General features: G+C 74.1%; 14 protein-coding genes. 11 read left to right on the top strand and 3 right to left on the bottom strand.

The features are described 5' to 3' along the window. The 4 genes from dapC to ABZU46_RS24910 form a co-directional block, all read left to right on the top strand. A partial coding sequence (gene dapC / locus ABZU46_RS24925) for a succinyldiaminopimelate transaminase (protein ID WP_354861517.1) occupies positions 1 to 1,045 on the top strand: 1,045 nt, incomplete at its 5' end. Between the two features lie 16 nt (positions 1,046 to 1,061). Continuing rightward, positions 1,062 to 2,090, top strand: a complete 1,029-nt coding sequence (locus tag ABZU46_RS24920; RefSeq protein ID WP_354861515.1) for a prephenate dehydrogenase/arogenate dehydrogenase family protein — start codon at positions 1,062 to 1,064, stop codon at positions 2,088 to 2,090. Positions 2,091 to 2,100: 10 nt separating this feature from the next. Next, complete coding sequence (locus tag ABZU46_RS24915) at positions 2,101 to 2,751, top strand: SIMPL domain-containing protein (protein WP_354861514.1); 651 nt, start codon at positions 2,101 to 2,103, stop codon at positions 2,749 to 2,751. Continuing rightward, positions 2,751 to 3,398 (top strand): nucleoside/nucleotide kinase family protein, encoded by a 648-nt coding sequence (locus tag ABZU46_RS24910; RefSeq protein ID WP_354861513.1) that lies wholly within the window; start codon positions 2,751 to 2,753, stop codon positions 3,396 to 3,398. Before ABZU46_RS24915 ends, ABZU46_RS24910 begins: the two co-directional genes overlap by 1 nt. 112 nt (positions 3,399 to 3,510) lie before the next feature. Here ABZU46_RS24910 and ABZU46_RS24905 read toward each other — a convergent pair whose 3' ends face one another. Continuing rightward, the gene (locus ABZU46_RS24905; protein WP_354861512.1) at positions 3,511 to 4,068 is read right to left on the bottom strand and encodes a sugar O-acetyltransferase; all 558 of its coding nucleotides are present in this window, start codon (positions 4,066 to 4,068) and stop codon (positions 3,511 to 3,513) included. A gap of 141 nt (positions 4,069 to 4,209) precedes the next feature. On the opposite strand from ABZU46_RS24905, the gene ABZU46_RS24900 reads away from it, so the two are divergent. After that, a complete protein-coding gene (locus ABZU46_RS24900) occupies positions 4,210 to 7,545 on the top strand; it encodes a S8 family serine peptidase (RefSeq protein ID WP_354861510.1) in 3,336 nt (1,111 codons plus the stop codon). 51 nt (positions 7,546 to 7,596) lie between these two features. On the opposite strand, the gene dapD is transcribed toward ABZU46_RS24900, so the two are convergent. Further along, the gene (gene dapD, locus ABZU46_RS24895; protein ID WP_354861508.1) at positions 7,597 to 8,556 is read right to left on the bottom strand and encodes a 2,3,4,5-tetrahydropyridine-2,6-dicarboxylate N-succinyltransferase; all 960 of its coding nucleotides are present in this window, start codon (positions 8,554 to 8,556) and stop codon (positions 7,597 to 7,599) included. 78 nt (positions 8,557 to 8,634) lie between these two features. Between dapD and dapE the strand changes: the two genes are divergently transcribed. Continuing rightward, positions 8,635 to 9,708, top strand: a complete 1,074-nt coding sequence (gene dapE / locus ABZU46_RS24890; protein ID WP_354861507.1) for a succinyl-diaminopimelate desuccinylase — start codon at positions 8,635 to 8,637, stop codon at positions 9,706 to 9,708. A 62-nt stretch (positions 9,709 to 9,770) separates the two neighbouring features. On the opposite strand, the gene ABZU46_RS24885 is transcribed toward dapE, so the two are convergent. After that, positions 9,771 to 9,941 carry a hypothetical protein gene (locus tag ABZU46_RS24885; RefSeq protein ID WP_354861505.1) on the bottom strand — a complete coding sequence of 57 codons (171 nt, stop codon included), beginning with the start codon at positions 9,939 to 9,941 and terminating at the stop codon, positions 9,771 to 9,773. Positions 9,942 to 10,095: 154 nt separating this feature from the next. Between ABZU46_RS24885 and ABZU46_RS24880 the strand changes: the two genes are divergently transcribed. From ABZU46_RS24880 to ABZU46_RS24860, 5 genes are all read left to right on the top strand, one after another. Next, positions 10,096 to 10,959 carry a TIGR00730 family Rossman fold protein gene (locus ABZU46_RS24880; RefSeq protein ID WP_354861504.1) on the top strand — a complete coding sequence of 288 codons (864 nt, stop codon included), beginning with the start codon at positions 10,096 to 10,098 and terminating at the stop codon, positions 10,957 to 10,959. Further along, positions 10,959 to 11,504, top strand: coding sequence for a TIGR00730 family Rossman fold protein (locus tag ABZU46_RS24875; RefSeq protein ID WP_354861502.1), 546 nt, complete (start codon positions 10,959 to 10,961; stop codon positions 11,502 to 11,504). Before ABZU46_RS24880 ends, ABZU46_RS24875 begins: the two co-directional genes overlap by 1 nt. Before the next feature lie 124 nt (positions 11,505 to 11,628). After that, positions 11,629 to 15,276, top strand: coding sequence for an ATP-dependent DNA helicase (locus ABZU46_RS24870; protein WP_354861501.1), 3,648 nt, complete (start codon positions 11,629 to 11,631; stop codon positions 15,274 to 15,276). Beyond that, positions 15,273 to 18,692 carry an ATP-dependent DNA helicase gene (locus ABZU46_RS24865; protein WP_354861500.1) on the top strand — a complete coding sequence of 1,140 codons (3,420 nt, stop codon included), beginning with the start codon at positions 15,273 to 15,275 and terminating at the stop codon, positions 18,690 to 18,692. The genes ABZU46_RS24870 and ABZU46_RS24865 overlap by 4 nt, the downstream gene beginning before the upstream one ends. Positions 18,693 to 18,919: 227 nt before the next feature. Then, entirely contained in the window at positions 18,920 to 19,123 is a 204-nt protein-coding gene (locus ABZU46_RS24860) for a cold-shock protein (protein WP_101369720.1), read from the top strand. Positions 19,124 to 19,212 lie beyond the last annotated feature (89 nt).

Below are 19,212 nucleotides of genomic sequence, written 5' to 3'. Positions count from 1 at the left end.
CGCGGCCACGCTGGCCGCGGCGCATCCGGAGGGCCTGATCAACCTCTCCATGGGCACGCCGGTCGACCCGGTTCCGGCGGTGATCCGTCAGGCGTTGGCGGACGCGTCCGACGCCCCGGGTTACCCGCTGACCGCCGGCACCCCGGCCCTGCGCGACGCGATCGCGGCGTGGGTCGCCCGGGCCTGTGGAGCTGGCGTCGACGGTCTCGGCGTCCTGCCGACCATCGGCTCCAAGGAGCTGGTCGCCTGGCTGCCCACCCTGCTCGGCATCGGCCCCGGCGACGTGGTGGTCGTGCCGTCGATCGCGTACCCCACCTACGAGGACGGGGCCCGGCTGGCCGGCGCCACCGTGGTCCGCGCCGACTCGCTCACCGCGGTCGGGCCGACCTCGCGCGTCCGGCTGGTGTGGGTCAACTCGCCCGGTAACCCGACCGGGCGGGTGCTGCCCGCGGCGCACCTGCGCAAGGTCGTCGACTGGGCCCGGGAACGCGGCGCGGTGGTCGCCAGCGACGAGTGCTACCTGCCGTTGGGCTGGTCGGCCGAGCCGGTCTCGGTGCTGTCCCCGCAGGTCTGCGGCGGCGACTACACCGGAGTGCTCGCCGTGCACTCGCTCTCCAAGCGGTCCAACCTCGCCGGCTACCGGGCCGGGTTCGTGGCCGGCGATCCGGCTCTCGTCGCCGAGCTGTTGAAGGTCCGCAAGCACGCCGGCATGATCGTGCCCGCGCCGGTGCAGGCCGCGATGGTGGCCGCCCTTCAGGACGAGCGGCACGCCGCCGAGCAGCGGGAGCGCTACCGCGCCCGGCGCGAGGTGCTGACCGCCGCGTTCACCGGCGCCGGCTTCACGGTCGAGCACTCGGAGGCGGGCCTCTACCTCTGGCTCACCCGCGACGAGGACTGCTGGCAGACGGTCGACTGGCTGGCCCGGCGCGGCATCCTGGTCGCGGCCGGTGTCTTCTACGGCCCCTCCGCGCAGCGGTACGTCCGGGTGGCGCTGACCGAGTCCGACGAGCACGTCGCAGCGGTCGCCGGCCGGCTGCGGGCCTGACCCCGGGCGGCCGGCGATGACCGACGGCGGCACCGGACGGTACGCCAACGTCCGGGCGGCGGTGCTCGGCACCGGCCTGATCGGTGGTTCGCTGCTGCTGCGCCTCGCCGATGCCGGCCTCGACGTGACCGGCTGGGATCCCGACCCGGTGACGCGGGAACAGGCCCGCTCGCGCGGCGTGTCGGCGCCGGCCACGATCGAGCAGGCCGTCGCCAGCCGGGACGTGGTCTTCCTCTGCGGTCCGCTGCCCACCCTGCCCCGGACTCTGGCCCAGGTGGCCGACCTGACCGCGCCGGGTTGTGTGCTGACCGACGTCGGCAGCACCAAGGTCGAGGTGGCTGCGGCCGCCGACGGGCTGGGGCTCACCGACCGTTTCGTACCCGGGCACCCGATGGCGGGCGCGGAGTCCGCCGGCCTGACGGCGGCCTCCCCGACGCTGCTCACCGGTGCCGCCTGGGTGCTCTGCCCGGCGACGGGTGTCGCGACTGTCGCCTTCCGCTGGCTGACCGGGCTGCTGGTGGAGCTGTTCGGTGCCCGGGTGGTGCCGATGTCCGCGCCGGCGCACGACTCGGTGGCCGCGCTCGCGTCGCACGTGCCGCACCTGTTGGCCGGCGCGCTGGCCGGGGCGGTGCAGCGGTCGCCGCTGCGCGACGCCGTGCTGGCGCTGGCCGCGGGCAGCTTCTCCGACGGCACCCGGGTCGCCGGCACACCTGCCGAGCGGACGGCGAACATGCTGCTCGGCAACCGCGAACGGGTCCTGCACGAGCTGGCCGAGGTCCGGGTGTTGCTGGACGAGTTGGCCGGCGCGCTGCGTGCTGGCGACGCGTCGGCGCTCGCCGCCGGGTACGCGCAGGCCGGCGCGGCGCGGTCGGCGTTGCGGGGCCGCCGGTTCGCGCCGGCGGACCGCGAGTTCCCCGCCGACGGCGACCATGCCGTCGAGGTGGCCTGGCTGCGCGGGCTGGGCGACGCCGGTGGCCACCTGACGGGATGCCGGATCGGCCCGGACGTTGTCTCCTACCCGGCGTGGCTGCCGGTGGCTGACTAGGCTGGCAGGCATGGCGACGGACGGCCCGGTTGTGCAGGTGCGCGGCGAGGCGACCCGGGAGGTGCCGCCCGAGTTGGCGCGGTTCGCGGTCACCGTGACGGCCCGCGGTCGGGATCGGGAGGCGACGCTGACGCAGCTCGCCGAGCGGGCCGCCGCCGTCCGGGTGCTGCTGGACGGCGCCGAGCCGGCGGTGGCCCGACGGGAGGCCGGCGACCTGTGGGTCCGGCCGCAGACCAAGCGCTCGGGTGAGCGCGTCGTGGGCTGGCTCGGCAGCGTCACCACGACGGTCACCGTCACCGATTTCACCGCTCTGGGTGAGCTGATGCTCCGGCTGGCCGACCAGGACCAGGTCGAGGTGGCCGGCCCCTGGTGGGAGCTGCGCCCGGACAGCCCCGCGCACCGCGAGGCGCGGCACGCCGCGATCGGCGACGCACTGCTGCGCGCCCGGGAGTACGCCGAGGCCCTCGGCGCCCGCGTCACCGCGCTGATCGAGCTGGCCGACGCCGGTCCGGGGGACCGGCCGATGTTCGCCCGCGCTGCCTTCGACGTCGGGGGCGGCGCTGGCGGCGGGGCGCCCGAGCTGGAGTTGGACCCGCGGCCGCAGACCGTGCAGGCGGCGGTGCAGGCCCGGTTCACGATCAGCGATCCGGTGCTGGGCTGATGCCGCAGGCCCGGGTGCTGGCCGTCGACGAGCTGGTGGCGCGGGCGCGGTCACTGGCCGACGCCGGCCCGCGGCAACTGCTCGGCATCACCGGAGCGCCCGGCGCCGGCAAGTCCACCCTGGCCGAGCTGATCGTCGCCGAGGTCGGGCCGAGCGCCCGGCTGGTGCCGATGGACGGCTTCCACCTGGCCCAGTCGCAGCTGGTCCGGTTGGGCCGCGCCGACCGCAAGGGCGCGATCGACACCTTCGACGCCAACGGGTACGTCTCACTGCTGCGCCGGTTGCGCTGGCTGGAGCCGACCTCGGTCTACGCGCCGGAGTTCCGCCGTGAGATCGAGGAGCCGGTGGCCGGGGCGATCGAGGTGCCGCCGTCGGTCCGCCTGGTGGTCACCGAGGGCAACTACCTGCTGGTGCCGGACTTTCCGTGGCAGGAGGTCCGGACGCTGCTGCACGAGGTGTGGTTCCTCGATCTGGACGTCGAGCTGCGCCAGCGCCGGTTGACCGCTCGACACGAGGCGTACGGGCGGTCACCGGAGCAGGCACGGGCCTGGGCGTTGGGCAGCGACGAGGCCAACGCGGCCCGCGTCACCCCCACGGCCGACCGGGCCGACCTGGTGATCCGCCTGCCCGACCTGCCGGTGGCCTGAGCGATTCCGTCAGCCCAGATCCGGGTCGGCCTCGCGAGGGGACGTACTTCGGGATGCGGTTGAGCCGGGTAACGATGCCGCCGTCGAGCGGGATCGTGCCCACGCTGTTCTCCTAGTCGAGTTCGCGGACGGGTCGGGCCGGGTTGCCGACCGCGACCACGTTGGCGGGTAGGTCGCGGGTCACCACCGCTCCCGCGCCGACGACTGTGTTCGCGCCGATCGTCACTCCCGCGAGCACGATCGCGCCGCCGCCGAGCCACACATTGTCGCCGATGGTGATCGGTTTGGCGGCCTCCCACTTGTCGCGGCGCGGGCAGGGTTCCACCGGGTGGGTCGGCGTGAGGAGCTGCACGTTCGGTCCGACCTGGACGTCCGCGCCGATGGTGATCGCCGCGACGTCGAGGAAGACCGCGTTGTAGTTGACGAAGCTGCGGGGCCCGATCCGGATCTGCCAGCCGTAGTCGCAGTAGAACGGTGGACGGATCCAGGTGGCGTCGCCCAGCTCGCCGAGCAGGTCGCGCAGCACCGCGAGCCGCGCCGCCGGATCCGCCGCGAGGCTGGTGTTGAAGCGTTCCAGCAACCGGGCGGCCCGGTCCAGGTCGGCGATGAGCTCGGGATCGTCGGCGAGGTAGGGCTCACCCGCGAGCATCTTGTCCTTCATGGAGGTCACCCGGTCGATGATGCCCCGCTGACCTGCCATCAGTTGGCAGGTCCGTTATATTTTAGCCCTCTTTTATGCATACTCGGTATGTAATACTGGCGATGGTCAATGCGTCTCTTCTGGTTACCACGCTCCATCAAGGAGGATCCGTTGCATCGACGCAGCAGAACGCTCGCCGCCATCGCCGCCGCAGCCCTCGTGCTGGGCACTCCGGTGATCGCCGCGGCCCAACCACCCGCCAGCACCACCACGGCCACCAGCGCCACCACCAGCGCCACCATCGGCGCCGCCCCGCGCGCCGCGACCACGACCACCGTCACCCTGCTCACCGGAGACCGGGTCAGCGTCACCGACTCCGGGTCCGCCTCCGTGCGCCCCGGTCCGGGGCGTACGCACAAGCGGTTCGTCACCACCCGCGACCGTGGCCACCTCACGGTGCTGCCGCAGGACGCCCTGCCCCTGGTTCGTGCGGGCCGGGTCGACCGGCGGTTGTTCGACGTGACCGGGCTGATCGCCGCCGGCTACGACGACGCGCGCCGGAACGATCTGCCGGTGCTGGTCGCCGCCGACGCGGGCGCCCGGAAACGCGTCGCGGCGCCCATCGGCCTGACTGTCACGGCGGAGTTGCCGGCCATCGGCGGGTTCGCCGCGACCGCCGACAAGCAGCAGGCCACCACGGTCTGGGCGGCGCTCACCGGCGCCGGTGCCCGGGTCGGCACGGCGGGGGGTGCCGACCGGATCTGGCTCGACGGTCGTCGGCAGGTCACCCTCGACCACAGCGTGCCGCAGATCGGTGCCCCGGCCGCCTACGCGGCCGGCTTCACCGGCCGGGGTGTCCGCGTGGCGGTGCTGGACACCGGGATCGACGCGAGCCACCCCGACCTGAGCGGTCGGATCGCCGAGGCACGGAACTTCACCGAGGCCGCCGACACCGACGACACGGTCGGCCACGGCACGCACGTCGCCTCGATCATCGCGGGCAGTGGCGCCGCCTCCGGTGGCAAGTACCACGGTGTCGCCCCGGACGCCACGCTGCTCAACGGCAAGGTCTGCGAGGAGCAGGGCTGCATGGACTCGGCGATCCTGGCCGGGATGCAGTGGGCGGCCGTCGACCAGCAGGCCGACGTGATCAACATGAGCCTGGGCGGCACCGACACACCCGACGTCGACCCGTTGGAGGCGGCGGTCGAGTCGCTGACCGCGCAGACCGGCGCGCTCTTCGTCCTCTCCGCCGGCAACGACGGCACGGACGGCTCGGTCGGCTCGCCGGGCAGCGCCGAAGCGGCGCTCACCGTCGGCGCGGTGGACCGCGACGACGCGCTGGCCGACTTCTCCAGCCGTGGCCCCCGGGTGGGCGACGGCGGACTGAAGCCGGACCTGACCGCCCCGGGGGTCGACATCGTCGCCGCCCGTGCCAAGGGCGCGCAGATCGGCGAGCCGGTGGGGGAGGGATATCTCGCGCTCTCCGGCACCTCGATGGCCGCGCCGCACGTCACCGGCGCGGTGGCGCTGCTCGCCCAGCAGCACACGGGTTGGGCGGCGGCCCAGCTCAAGGCGACCCTGATGGCCTCGGCGAAGCCGCACCCGGAGCAGACCGCCTTTCAGCAGGGAGCCGGCCGGGTCGACGTGGCCCGCGCGATCACCCAGCGGGTGACCAGCACCCCGGTCAGCGTCTCCTTCGGTCAGCCGGCCTGGCCGCACGACGACGACACCCCGGTCGCCCGGCAGGTCGACTGGCACAACGACGGCCCGGCCCCACTCACCCTTGACCTGACCGTGGAGGTGACCGGCCCGGACGGCCAACCGGCTCCGGCCGGCATGTTCTCCCTCGGGGCGGGTCAGGTCACCGTGCCCGCCGGCGGCACCGCGGGCACCACGGTCACCGTGGACACCCGGATCGGCACGGACGGCTACTGGACCGGCCGCATCGTGGCCCGCTCCGGCACCGCGGTGGCGGTCACCCCGGTCGCGGTGAACCGGGAGGTGGAGAGCTATCAGCTCACCGTCCGGCACCTCGACGACAGCGGCGCGCCCGCCGAGGGGTTCATCACCACGCTGATCCGGCTGGACACCCTCGACAGCCGCGACCTGTACGACCCGGACGGCAGCGTCGAGGTCCGCGTGCCCAAGGGCCGCTACGCGGTGGCCAGCATCGTCTTCAGCGGGGACGTCGGCACGGCCCAACTGGTCCAGCCGGAGCTGGTGTTCGACGGTGACACCACAGTCACCGTCGACGCCCGCAGGGCACGGCCGGTGCGGACGACCATCCCGGAGCGGACCGCCGTCCCGGATCTGGTGGACATCGGCGCGAACTTCCTCACCGAGGACGGCGGCTCGTACGGCTTCGGTCTGCTCGGGTTGGACTTCACCGGGCTGGCCACCGGGCACCTCGGTCGGGTGGTCTCCGGCGCACGGTTCTTCGGCACGGTGAGCAGCCAGTGGCGGAAGCCGGAGGTGGCCATCAGCCCCTACCTGTACGCGCTCAGCGAGAAGTTCCCCGGCCGCATGCCGACCGGCTTCGACAAGACCTACCGCGCTCGGGACCTGGCCACGGTCACCCACGAGTTCCGGGGCGGCTATCCCGGCATGGTCTCCGAGCGGGTGGTCTTTCCGCGCCTCGAACCGGACCTGGGCGGCTGGGCGACGGTCCTGCCCACTGCGGTGCCCGGGCACCGCGTCGAGCACTACAACACCAACGGGCTGCGCTGGTCCTCCGAGCTGACGTTCGGCGTGCCCACGGAGGAGGGGTGGCTCGACACCAAGGCGGTGCTGGAGGCCGAACCGAAGGCGTACCGGGCGGGCCGGCACGTCAGGGAGACCTGGAACAGCGCGCCGTACGGGCCGTCCTTCCCCGCGCCGCGCTGGCCGGGCCAGGGCGTCACCCGCCTCGGTGACGAGATCCTGGTGAACCTCCCGCTGCACGGCGACGCCGACGGCCACGCCGGCCGGTCGATCACGGACGCCGGCCGAACCGCCCTGTACCGCAACGGCGTCCTGGTCGACGAGCTGACCGAGCCGGGGTACGGCCAGTTCACGGTGCCGCCCGGCGTCGCGGACTACCGGCTGGAGGTGTCGACGAAGCGCAGCTTCACCGACCTGAGCACCGAGGTCGGGGCGGCGTGGACGTTCCGATCCGGGCACGTGCCCGGCGACGACTACCGGCCACTGCCGGTGTCGGCGATCCGGTTCACGCCTCAGCTGGACCGGAACAACGCAGCCGCGGCCGGCCGGAGCCTGGTCATCCCGGTGCAGGTGCAGCCACAGCCCGGTGCCCCCGGATCGCGCGTGACCGGGCTGCGGGTGGACGTCTCCTACGACGGCGGTCGGACCTGGCGACCCGCCCGGGTCCGGCACGGCGGCCACGGCTGGACGGCCACCGTCCGGCATCCGGCGGCACCCGGCCACGTGTCCCTGCGGGCCACCGCTCGGGACGCCGCCGGCAACACGGTGACCGAACGGATCATCCAGGCGTACCGGTTGCGCTGAGGCGTACCCCCGTCGGGTCCGCGGTCGAGCGCCGCGGACCCGGCGGGGCCGTCAGTCGTTGGCGTGCAGGGCGGCGTTCAGTTCGATGCCCCGGCCGGTGCGCGGGCGGGCCTCCAGCGCGCCCGTCACCGAGTTGCGCCAGAACAGCAGGCCGTCGACGCCGGACAGCTCCCGGGCCTTGACCACGCGGCCGTCCGGGAGGGTGATCTTCGACGCGGCGGTGATGTAGCAGCCGGCCTCGACCACGCAGTCGTCGCCGAGCGAGATCCCGACGCCGGCGTTCGCGCCGACCAGGCTGCGCTCGCCGATGCTGACCTTCTCGGTGCCGCCACCGGAGAGGGTGCCCATGATCGAGGCGCCACCGCCGATGTCGGAGCCGTCGCCGACCAGCACGCCCTGCACGATCCGCCCCTCGACCATCGAGGTGCCCGCGGTGCCGGCGTTGAAGTTGACGAAGCCCTCGTGCATCACTGTGGTGCCGGCGGCCAGGTGGGCGCCGAGCCGGACCCGGTCCGCGTCGGCGATCCGCACACCGGAGGGCACCACGTAGTCGGTCATCCGGGGGAACTTGTCCACCCCGTACACCGACAGGTGGCGACCCGCCGCCCGCTCGATCACCCGCAGCTCGTCCACCCGCTCCGGCGGGCACGGTCCGGCGGACGTCCAGGCCACGTTGGCGAGCTTGCCAAAGATGCCGTCGAGGTTGATCTGGTTGGGCCGCACCAGGCGGTGGGAGAGCAGGTGCAACCGGAGGTACGCGTCGGAGGCGTTCTTGATCGGGTCGTCCAGCGAGCCGATCACGGTGACCACCTGGACGGTACGCAGACCGGGCAGCGACCGGTCGCCCAGCGCGCCCGGCGGCAGGTCCAGCACGTCCGACTCGCCCTCGCCGGCGACCAGCGGCAGCTCACCCAGGCCCAGCTTGCCGGTCGGATACCAGGTGTCGAGCACCTGCCCGTCGGCGGTGACGGTGGCCAGGCCGATGCCCCAGGCGGAATCTGCGGACGTCACTGTTGCACCTCTCGGTCGCGGCCAGGCCGGCCTCGGCTCGCTCCTCGCGCTGACAGACCTGAAGGTACCGTGCGATCCATGCAGAACCCGCTGACCCCCGAGGTCCTCGCCGATCCGGTGCAGCTGACCCGCGTACTGGTCGACATAGAGTCCGTGTCCCTCAACGAGAAGGCGATCGCCGACTTCGTCGAGGAGGTGCTGCGGGGCGTACCGCACCTGTCCACGCACCGACACGGCAACACCGTGATGGCCCGCACCGACCTCGGCCGGTCGCAGCGCGTCGTGCTCGCCGGTCACCTGGACACCGTGCCGCTGAACAACAACTTCCCGTCGACCATGCGCGGCGACCTGATGTACGGCTGCGGAACCTCCGACATGAAGTCCGGCGTCGCGTACGCCCTGCACCTGGCCGTGACGCTGCCCGACCCGCGCTACGACGTGACGTACCTCTTCTACGAGGCCGAGGAGATCGAGTCGCGCTACAACGGGCTCAACCTCGTCGCGCAGGCGTTCCCGGAGTGGCTGGAGGCGGACTTCGCGGTGCTGCTGGAGCCGACGTACGGCATCGTCGAGGCGGGCTGCCAGGGCACCATGCGGTCGGTGGTCACCACGACCGGCGTCCGCGCCCACTCGGCGCGCTCCTGGCACGGCGTGAACGCGATCCACGCTGCCGGTGAGGTGCTGCGCCGTCTCCAGACGTACGAGGCACGCCGGGTCACCATCGACGGCTGCGACTACCGCGAGGGCATGAACGCGGTACGGATCAACGGTGGCGTGGCCGGCAACGTGGTCCCGGACCACTGCGAGATCGAGGTCAACTACCGGTTCGCCCCGGACCGCACCCCCGCCGAGGCGGAGGCGCACCTGCGTGAGGTGTTCGCCGGCTTCGAGGTGCGGGTGACCGACACCGCTGCGGGTGCCGCCCCGGGGCTGGAGGCGGCCCCGGCGAAGGAGTTCCTGGCCGCGGTCGGCGCCGCGCCGATCGGCAAGCTGGGCTGGACGGACGTGGCCCGGTTCGCGGCCATGGGGATCCCCGCGCTGAACTTCGGCCCGGGCGACCCGAACCTCGCCCACCACCCCGACGAGCACGTCGAGATCAGCAAGATCCGTGACGGCGCGGCGACGCTGCACCGCTGGCTCGCCCCGGCCTGACCTGGTCGGGCCCGTTCCGGGCTGGCCGGTCGGCCCTGTTTCCGGCGATCAAGAGGTTCGCGTCAGCCTGGCCCGTTGTCGGCGGCGCGAACCTCTTGATCGGCTCCGGATCCGGTGGCGGCGGGCGACAGGGCGGGGTCGAGGTCACGGGCGCGGCGGCGCTCGGCCACCACGTCGTGGATCCGTCGCTGCATCAGTCGACGGATCCGGATCATCTCGCTGTTGCTGATCACGCTGTCTCCTCCCCCGAAGGCGCGCGCCCGGGCATACCCGGTATGTGAATAGTAAGACGTACGGGGAAGCCAAATAGTTGCCCATGATCGCGAACTATTTCTCGGCGTCCGCGCCCCGCACACCCGGCGTGTGCGGCTCCACTACGGTTGCTTCATGAGCCAGAACAACGGGCGGGAGGCCGGCCGCGGCCCGGGGCAGGAGCGGCACCGGGGCGCCGTCACGCTGCGCCGGGGGGCGATCCCGAGCAGCACCGCCGACCAGCGGCTGCTGGACTCGCGCGGGCGCGAAGACTGGAAGACCAGGGACGCCTGGCGGGCACTGCGCATCCTCTCCGAGTTCGTCGAGGGCTTCGACACCCTCGCCGACCTGCCGCCGGCGGTCAGCGTCTTCGGTTCGGCCCGCAGCGGCCCGGACACGGCCGAGTGCCGGCTGGCCGAGGAGATGGGCGGCGCGCTCGCGCGGGCCGGTTACGCGGTGATCACCGGGGGTGGCCCGGGAGTGATGGAGGCCGCCAACCGGGGCGCCACCGAGGCCGGCGGGCTCTCCGTCGGGCTCGGCATCGAGCTGCCGTTCGAGCAGGGCATCAACGACTGGGTCGACCTGGCCATCGACTTCCGCTACTTCTTCGCCCGCAAGACCATGTTCGTCAAGTACGCGCAGGCGTTCGTGGTGCTCCCCGGCGGGTTCGGCACCATGGACGAGCTGTTCGAGGCGCTCACCCTGGTGCAGACCGGCAAGGTCACCCGGTTCCCGGTCGTGCTGATGGGGGTCGCCTACTGGCAGGGGCTGCTCGACTGGCTGCGCGACACGATGGCCGCCAGCGGCAAGATCGGCCCGGTCGACCTGGATCTGATCTGCCTCACCGACGACGTCAACGCGGCCGTCCGCCACATCGTCGAGGCCGAGGCGGCGCTCTCGGTCGAGCAGGAGGCGGTCCGCGACGAGGCGGTGGCGCGTACCGGCGCCGACCAGCAGGCCGCCGCCGAGCAGGCCCCCGACCGGCCTCGGGAGGGCTGATGGCGGCGGTCTGCGTCTTCTGCGCCTCGTCCCGCACCCTGGACCAACGCTGGCTCGACCTCGCCACGGAGACCGGCGCGGAGCTGGCCCGGCGCGGGCACACGCTGGTCAGCGGCGGTGGTTGCGTCGGCATGATGGGCGCGGTGGCCGACGGCGCGCGGGCCGCCGGCGGGTACACCGTGGGCGTCATCCCGCAGGCGCTCGTCGATCTGGAGGTCGCCGACCTGGCCTCGGACGAGCTGCTGGTGACCGACTCGATGGCCGACCGCAAGACCCTGATGATCGACAGGTCGGACGCGTTCCTCGCCCTGCCGGGCGGCCTGGGCACACTGGATGAGCTGTTCGAGGTCTGGACCACCGCCACCCTCGCCCTGCACACCAAGCCGATGGTGCTGATCGACACCGACGGCTTCTACCGGCCCCTGCTCGACTGGCTCACCACCCTCACCGACCAACACTTCCTCAAACCCGCCGGGCGCAACCTGCTGACCGTGGTCGCCACGGTCCCCGAAGCCCTAAAAGCACTGGAGTCCCACCTACCCTGACTCCGGGTCCCACCCGGTCGGTCATGAGGGTGGCGGCAGGGCCGTCGGCGTGTCGTGCCGCCACCTCCATGACCGGCGCGGGTGGGGTGGGGTTGGTGTCGTAGGGGGGTGATGGGATTTGGGGATGCAGGCGTACCGGTTGGTGCGGCGGCCCGGGGGGCCGGCGCGGGGGGACGGGGACGCGTCGGACGGCGGCGTCGCCGTGCCGAGTGGCGACGGTGCGGTCGCCGGTGAGGTCGAGGCCGCCGGCACACCCGGGCCGGCGAGCCTCCGCTGGCGTGTCGATCCCGTCCAGCAGGAGGTCGTCGCGCACACCGACGGGCCGATGCTGGTGCTCGGCGGTCCCGGCACCGGCAAGACCAGCACCCTCGTCGAGGCGGTCGCCGCCCGGGTCGCCGAGGGGGTCGATCCCGAGCGGATCCTGGTGCTGACCTTCGGTCGCCGCGGCGCCACCACGCTGCGCCAGCGCATCGAGGCCCGGGTCGCACAGGACGGCTACCGCGTGCTGCGCGAGCCGCTGGTGCGCACCTTCCCGGCGTACGCCTTCGGGCTGCTGCGCCGGGCCGCCGCCGAACGTGGCGAGCCGTCGCCCCGGCTACTCACCGGCCCCGAGCAGGATCTGATCATCCGCGAGCTGCTGGACGTGGTGGGCGAGGAGCCCGAGGACGACCCGGTCGGCTGGCCCACCGACCTGCGCCCGGCACTGCGGACCCGGGCCTTCGCCGGTCAGTTGCGCGACCTGCTCATGCGCGCCGCCGAGCGCGGGGTGGGTCCGGTCGACCTGGCCCGGCTGGGCGAGAAGCTCGGCCGCGCCGACTGGCCGGCCGCCGCCCGCTTCCTGCGGGAGTACGTCGCGGTGCTCGCGCTGCGCGACGTCAGCAACCGGGGCTCGATCGCGTACGACCCGGCCGAGCTGGTCCGGGCCGCCACCGGTCTGCTGCGCGACGACGAGGAGCTGCTGGCCGCCGAGCGCCGCCGCCTCGCCCACGTGTACGTCGACGAACTGGCCGACACCGACCCCGCCCAGCACGAACTGCTCTCGGTCATCGCCGGAGGGGGCAAGTCGCTCGTCGCGTTCGCCGACCCCGACTCCTCCACGTACGCCTTCCGCGGTGCGGACCCGGCCGGCGTGACCACGTTCGGGCACCGTTTCCGGACGGCCTCCGGCGCACCGGCCGCGCAGGTGCTGCTGAGCACGTCGTACCGGGCCGGCCCGGTCCTGCTCGCCGCGATGGCCCGACTGGGCCGCCGGCTGCGCGGTCCGATGGCGCACCGCCGGCTGCGCCCACTGCCGGACGCCCCGGCCGGTGTGGTCGAGGTGCACACGTTCCGGTCGGCGACCAGCGAGGCCGCCTGGCTGGCCCACGCGCTGCGCGCCGCGCACCTGCTCGACGGCGTCCCGTGGTCGCGGATGGCGGTGCTGGTGCGATCGACGGCGTTGCAGTTGCCCACCCTGCAACGCGCTCTGCACGCCGCCGGCGTCCCGACCGTGGTGCACGGCGAGGACCTGCCCCTGCACCTGCAACCCGCGGTGGTGCCGCTGCTGCTCCTGCTGCGCTGCGCACTGGAACCGGACCGGCTGGACGAGGAGGCGGCCGTCGCGCTGCTGCACTCGCCGCTGGGCGGGGCGGACCCGCTGGCCGAACGACGGCTGCGTCAGGGCCTGCGCGCCCTGGCGCTGGCCGGGGGCGACCGCCGTCCGTCCGGGGAGCTGATCGTCGAGGCGCTGCGCGATCCGACGGACCTGGCCGGCATCGACCGACGGTGGGCGGAGCCGGCGCAGGCGGTGGCCGGGCTGCTCGCCACCGCCCGGGACGCCGCGGCCCAACCCGGCGCGACCGCCGAGACCGTGCTCTGGGAGGTCTGGGACGCCAGCGGGCTGGCCGAGCGCTGGGCCGGCGCGATCGCCCAGGGGCGGCCGGCGGCCGGCGAGGGCGACCTGGCCCGACGCCGGCGAGCCGAAGCTGCCGACCGGGACCTGGACGCCGTGCTGGTGCTCTTCGACGCGGCGGCCCGCTTCACCGACCGGCTGCCCGGCGCCCGCACCGAGGTCTTCCTCGACCACGTGCTCGCCCAGGACCTGCCGGCGGACACCATCGCGCCGACCGCCGACCGGGGCGCGGCGGTACGACTGCTCACCGCGCACGCCGCAAAGGGCCTGGAGTGGGACCTGGTCGCTATCGCCGGCGTGCAGGAGGGCATCTGGCCGGACCTGCGCCTGCGCGGCAGCCTGCTCGGCTCCGAACGGCTGGTCGACGTGCTGGCCGGCCGGTCTGTTGGCGGCGCCCGGGCGGCGACCGTGGTGGGCCAGACCTCGGCGCTGCTGGACGAGGAGCGCCGGCTCTTCCACGTCGCCATCAGCCGTGCCCGCCACCGTCTGCTGGTCAGCGCCGTGGCGTCGGCGGCGGTCGGCGGCGACGACCACGAGGAGCAGCCCAGCCGCTTCCTGCACGAACTGGGCCCGAGCACGCCGCCGAGCACGCCCGGCCCGCCGCCCGCGCCGCCGAGCACGCCCGGCCCGCGCACCGGCCCCCCGAGCGGCGGCCCCGCCGCCGGTTCACCGGACGACACCCCCTCCGCCGAGGCCGTGACAGGTGGCGGCGCGACCGGCGGCGTGACCGGTGACGGCGCGACCGGCGGCGGGACCGGTGGCGGCGTGGTCGGCAACGGCGAACCAGCTCGGGTGGCAGCCCCGGCGGCCGGGAACGACGGCGCTGAGGGCGCGGACGACGACGAGCCGGACCAGCCCGGCGCGCTGCCGGTCACCCGGCCGCCCCGGGCGCTCACCCTGCCGGCGCTGGTCGCCGAACTGCGTACCGCCATCACCGACCCGGCCGCACCGGCGGCCCGGCGGCGCGCCGCGGCGGCCGAGCTGGCGCGGCTCGCCGCCGCGGGTGTGCCCGGCGCGCACCCGGACGACTGGTGGGGGCTGCGGGCGCTCTCCGACGACCGGCCGCTGGTCGACGAGGGGGCGCCGGTGCGGGTCACCCCGTCGGCGATGGAGAGCGCGCTGCGGTGCAGCCTGCGCTGGCTCCTGGAACGGCACGGCGGCAGCGGTCCGACCAGCACCGCGCAGGGGGTGGGCAATCTGGTGCACGCCGCCGCGATGCTCGCCGAGGACGCCAGCGCCGACCGGGGCGCCCTGCTCGACTACGTGGCCGCCCGGTTCGACGCGATCGAGTTGGCCGCCCGATGGATGGCCGGCCCCGAGCGGGAGCGCGCCGAGGCGATGGTCGACAAGCTGCTGCGCTGGCTGGCCACCAACCCGCGCCGGCTGCTCGCCATCGAACACGAGTTCGCGGTCCGCCTGGACGATCCGCAGCGACCGGTCGACCTGACCGGGCGGGTCGACCGGCTGGAGGTCGACGAGGCCGGCCGGCTGGTGGTTATCGACCTCAAGACCGGCAAGTCGACCGCGGTGACCGGCTCCGAACTGGCCGAGCACCCGCAGCTCGGCGCGTACCAGGCGGCGGTGGAGGCGGGCGCGTTCGCCGAGTTCGGCGACGAGTCCGGCGGCGCGGCGCTGGTGCAGCTCGGTACGTCCGCGAAGGATGCCCGGGAGCAGAATCAGCCGGCGGCGGGCGAGGGCCCGGCGGCCGGCTGGGCGACGGCGCTGGTCCGGCGGACCGCCGATACGATGGCAGCCGCCACGTTCGCCGCGGTGGCCAACTCGAAGTGCCGGGTCTGCCCGGTGCGCACCAGCTGCCCGGTCTCCGGGCAGGGGCGCCAGGTGGTCGAGCCGCCGACCGTCCGACGTCCGGAGAACCCATGACCCAGCCCACCCTGTTCGGCGCGGGCCCCGCGCCGACGCCCCGGCTGGCGGACTCCGGGCCCCGGTACACCCCGGTGGAGCTGGCCAAACTGCTGCGGCTCCCGGCGCCCACCCGGGAGCAGGCCGCGATCATCGCCGCTCCGGTGGAGCCGCTGCTGGTGGTGGCGGGGGCCGGGTCCGGCAAGACCGAGACGATGGCCGCGCGGGTGGTCTGGCTGGTGGCCAACTCGTACGTGCGCCCGGAGCAGATCCTCGGGCTGACCTTCACCCGTAAGGCCGCCGGCGAACTGGCCCACCGGGTCCGCACCCGGCTCGACCAGCTGATCCGCCGCCTCGGCCGGCAGGGTCGCGACCCGCTGGACGACCCGCTCGCCGGTGAGCCCACCGTCTCCACCTACCACTCGTACGCCGGGCGGATCGTCACCGAGCACGGTCTGCGGGCCGGCTACGAGCCGTCCACCCGACTGCTCACCGAGGCGTCCCGCTGGCAGTTGGTCGACCTGCTGGTGCGCAACTACGACGGTGACATGTCCGAGGTGGACCGGATGCCGAGCACCATCACCGACGCGGTGCTGGCGCTCGCCGGGGAGCTGGACGAGCACCTGGTCGCACCGGACCAACTGGCCGCCTGGACCGGCCGGTTCTTCGCCGAGGTGCAGTCGCGGCCGGGCCGGGTGTACGCCGACGTGCGCAAGGCGCTCGCCCTGCAACAGACCCGGCTGCGCCTGCTGCCGCTGGTGCGGGCGTACGCCCGGCGCAAGCTGGACTTCGAGGCGATGGACTTCGCCGACCAGCTCGCCCGGGCGGCGCGGGTGGCCCGGGATCACCCCGGGGTTGGCGAGATCGAGCGGGACCGTTTCCGGGTGGTGCTGCTCGACGAGTACCAGGACACGAGCCACGCGCAGGTGGTGCTGCTCAACGCGCTGTTCGGTGGCGGGCACCCGGTGACGGCGGTGGGTGACCCGTGCCAGTCCATCTACGGCTGGCGGGGCGCCAGCGCGGGCACCCTCGACCGGTTCCCCACTGAGTTCGCCCGCGCCGACGGTCAGCCGGCCCCGGCGCTCGGGCTCACCACCAGCTGGCGTAACCGCCCGGAGATCCTCCGGGTGGCGAACGCCCTGTCCACGCCGTTGCGCGCGGCCGGCGCCCGGGTGCCGGAGCTGCGCTCCGCGCTGACCGTCCGCGACCCGATTCCGCACCGCAGCCCCGGCGGGGCCGCCGGTGGCACGGTGCACTGCGCGCTGCTGCCCACGTACGCCGACGAGGCGGCGTGGATCGCCGACAGTGTGCTCGCCGCCTGGCGCGGCGCGGCGCGGATGCCCGGCGCGGCACCGGAGCACATTCCGGTGGCGCAGCGGCCGACGACAGCCGTGCTGGTCCGGGTCCGCAGCCAGATCCCGGCGATCGAGTCGGCGCTGCGCGAGCGCGGCCTGCCGGTGGAGGTGGTGGGCCTCGGCGGTCTGCTGGACACTCCCGAGGTCCGCGACGTGGTGTGCACGCTACGCGTGCTGGCCGACCCGACCGACGGGGCCGCGCTGCTGCGGCTGCTCACCGGCGCCCGCTGGCGGATCGGGCCGCGTGACCTGGTGGCGCTGCACCGGCGGGCCCGGGCCATCGCCAACGCCCGACGCCAGGTGGCCGCCGACGACACCTCGGACATCACCCCCGACCTGCTGGACGAGGCGACCCTGGTGGAGGCGCTGGCCGACCTCGGCCCGGCGCAGGCGTACTCGGCGGAGGGGTTCGCGCGGCTGCGGGCGTACGGCATGGAGTTGGCGCTGTTGCGCTACCGCCTGGACCAGGCCCTGCCGGATCTGATCGCGGACATCGAGCGGACCATCGGCCTGGACGTGGAGGTCGCGGTGCGCGCCGGCCGCGACGGCGCCGGCGACGCCGGCCTGGCCCGGGGGCATCTGGACGCCCTGGGTGACGTGGCGGCCCGTTTCAGCGGAGAGACGCCCGGCGCGACGCTGTCCGGCTTCCTGTCCTACCTGGCCGCCGCCGAGGACGAGGAGCGCGGTCTCGCCCCGGGCGAGGTCGAGGTCGTGGAGGGCGCGGTGCAGGTGGTCACCGCGCACGCCGCGAAGGGTCTGGAGTGGGACGTGGTGGCGGTGGCCGGGCTGTGCCGTGGGTCGTGGCCCGGGCCGGTGCGCAACTCCGACCACTGGCTGGGCGGGCTCGGTGTGCTGCCGTTCCCGCTGCGCGGCGACGCCGACGGGTTGCCCGAGCTGGCGCTCGACGAGGCGGCCGACCAGCGGGCCGTGGCCCGGGCGGTGGCCGACTTCACCGACGCCTGGCGGGCCCACGACGAGCGGGAGGAGCGCCGCCTGACGTACGTGGCGGTCACTCGCCCGCGTCGGCTGCTGCTGTGCTCCGGGTACTGGTGGGGGGAGGGCACGAAGCGGCCGCGGGGTCCGTCGGTCTTCCTGCGCGAGGTGTACGACGCCTGCCTGGACGGCGGCCCGGGGCACCTGGTCGACGCGTGGGCGCCGGAGCCCACCCCGGACGCCACGAACCCGACGGCCGAGGTGGTGCTGCGCGCGGAGTGGCCGGCCGACCCGCTGGGTGGCCGCCGACCCGCGCTGGCCGAGGCGGCCGGGCTGGTGCGCCGCCTGATGACCGACGGCCCGGCGTCGGCGGCGCTCGGGCCGGTGGGGCCGGTGGTCGCCGCGCCGAACGGGCCGGCGGTCGAGCCGAAGGCCGATCCGGAGGCCGATCCGGAGGTGGCGCGCTGGCGGCGCGAGGCGGATCTGCTGCTGGCCGAGCGGGCCGAGCTGACCCGGCTCTCCGGCGCGGTCGAGGTGGCCCTGCCCGGGCAGTTGAGCGTCACCCAGCTGGTGGCGTTGCGGCGTGACCCGGCCGGGCTGGCCCGTACGCTGCGCCGTCCGGTGCCGACCGAGCCCAACCCGTACGCCCGTCGCGGCACCGCGTTCCATGCCTGGTTGGAGCAGCGCTTCGGCGCCGACCGCCTGCTGGACCTGGACGAGCTGCCGGGCGCGGCTGACGCCGACGCCGCACCCGACGAGGCTCTGGTCGAGCTTCAGGAGCGCTTCCTGGCCAGCGAGTGGGCCGACCGGTCGCCGGTGGAGGTGGAGGTGCCGTTCGCCACGGTGATCGCCGGAGTGGTGGTGCGGGGCCGGATGGACGCGGTCTTCGCCCGGCCGGGTGGCCGGTTCGACGTGGTCGACTGGAAGACCGGGGCGCAGCCCACCGGGCCGGCCGCCGAGGTGGCCGCCGTGCAGCTGGCCGTGTACCGGCTGGCCTGGGCGGAGCTGGCCGGCGTGCCGGTCGACCGGGTGGGCGCGGCGTTCCACTACGTCCGGCACGGGGTGACCGTCCGGCCCGCCGACCTGCTCGATGTGACTGGCCTCACAGCCTTGATCGCCCAGTTGCCCGAAGATTCCGCCCAAGCTTGACCATGACGGGGGAAGCTGTGGTAGCTTATCCGGGTTGCAGTTTTGGTTACCAGAGACTCTGTGTGCGCCTGGCGGGAATTGTGGCCCCAGGCGCTCTTTGTTGTGTCCGGAGTTCTCCGGGCGGGGCGACCAGAAGCGACAGGCGATTCGCGCATCCCCGCGCGGAGCGCTCCTCTTCGGGCACACAACAAGTGTGTGTCCGACGTTCCGTCAAGGAGACGAAACACATGGCTATTGGCACCGTGAAGTGGTTCAACGCTGACAAGGGCTTCGGCTTCATCACCCCGGACGGCGGCGGCGCTGACGTCTTCGCCCACTTCTCGGCGATCCAGTCCTCCGGCTACCGGAGCCTGGACGAGAACCAGCGGGTCGAGTTCGAGGTGACCCAGGGCCAGAAGGGCCCGCAGGCGGAGAACATCCGCCCGATCTGATCTTCGGATCGGTCAGCATTACCTGTCGCGCCCTCCGGGTGTGACGGTGACGGGACCGGCCCGCCCCGCCCCGCCTGCGTCCGCAGGCG

Origin of the sequence: Micromonospora sp. NPDC005197 (assembly GCF_040608295.1) — a bacterium.
Taxonomy (GTDB): domain Bacteria; phylum Actinomycetota; class Actinomycetes; order Mycobacteriales; family Micromonosporaceae; genus Micromonospora.
This window is presented reverse-complemented; position numbering and strand designations above follow the sequence as displayed.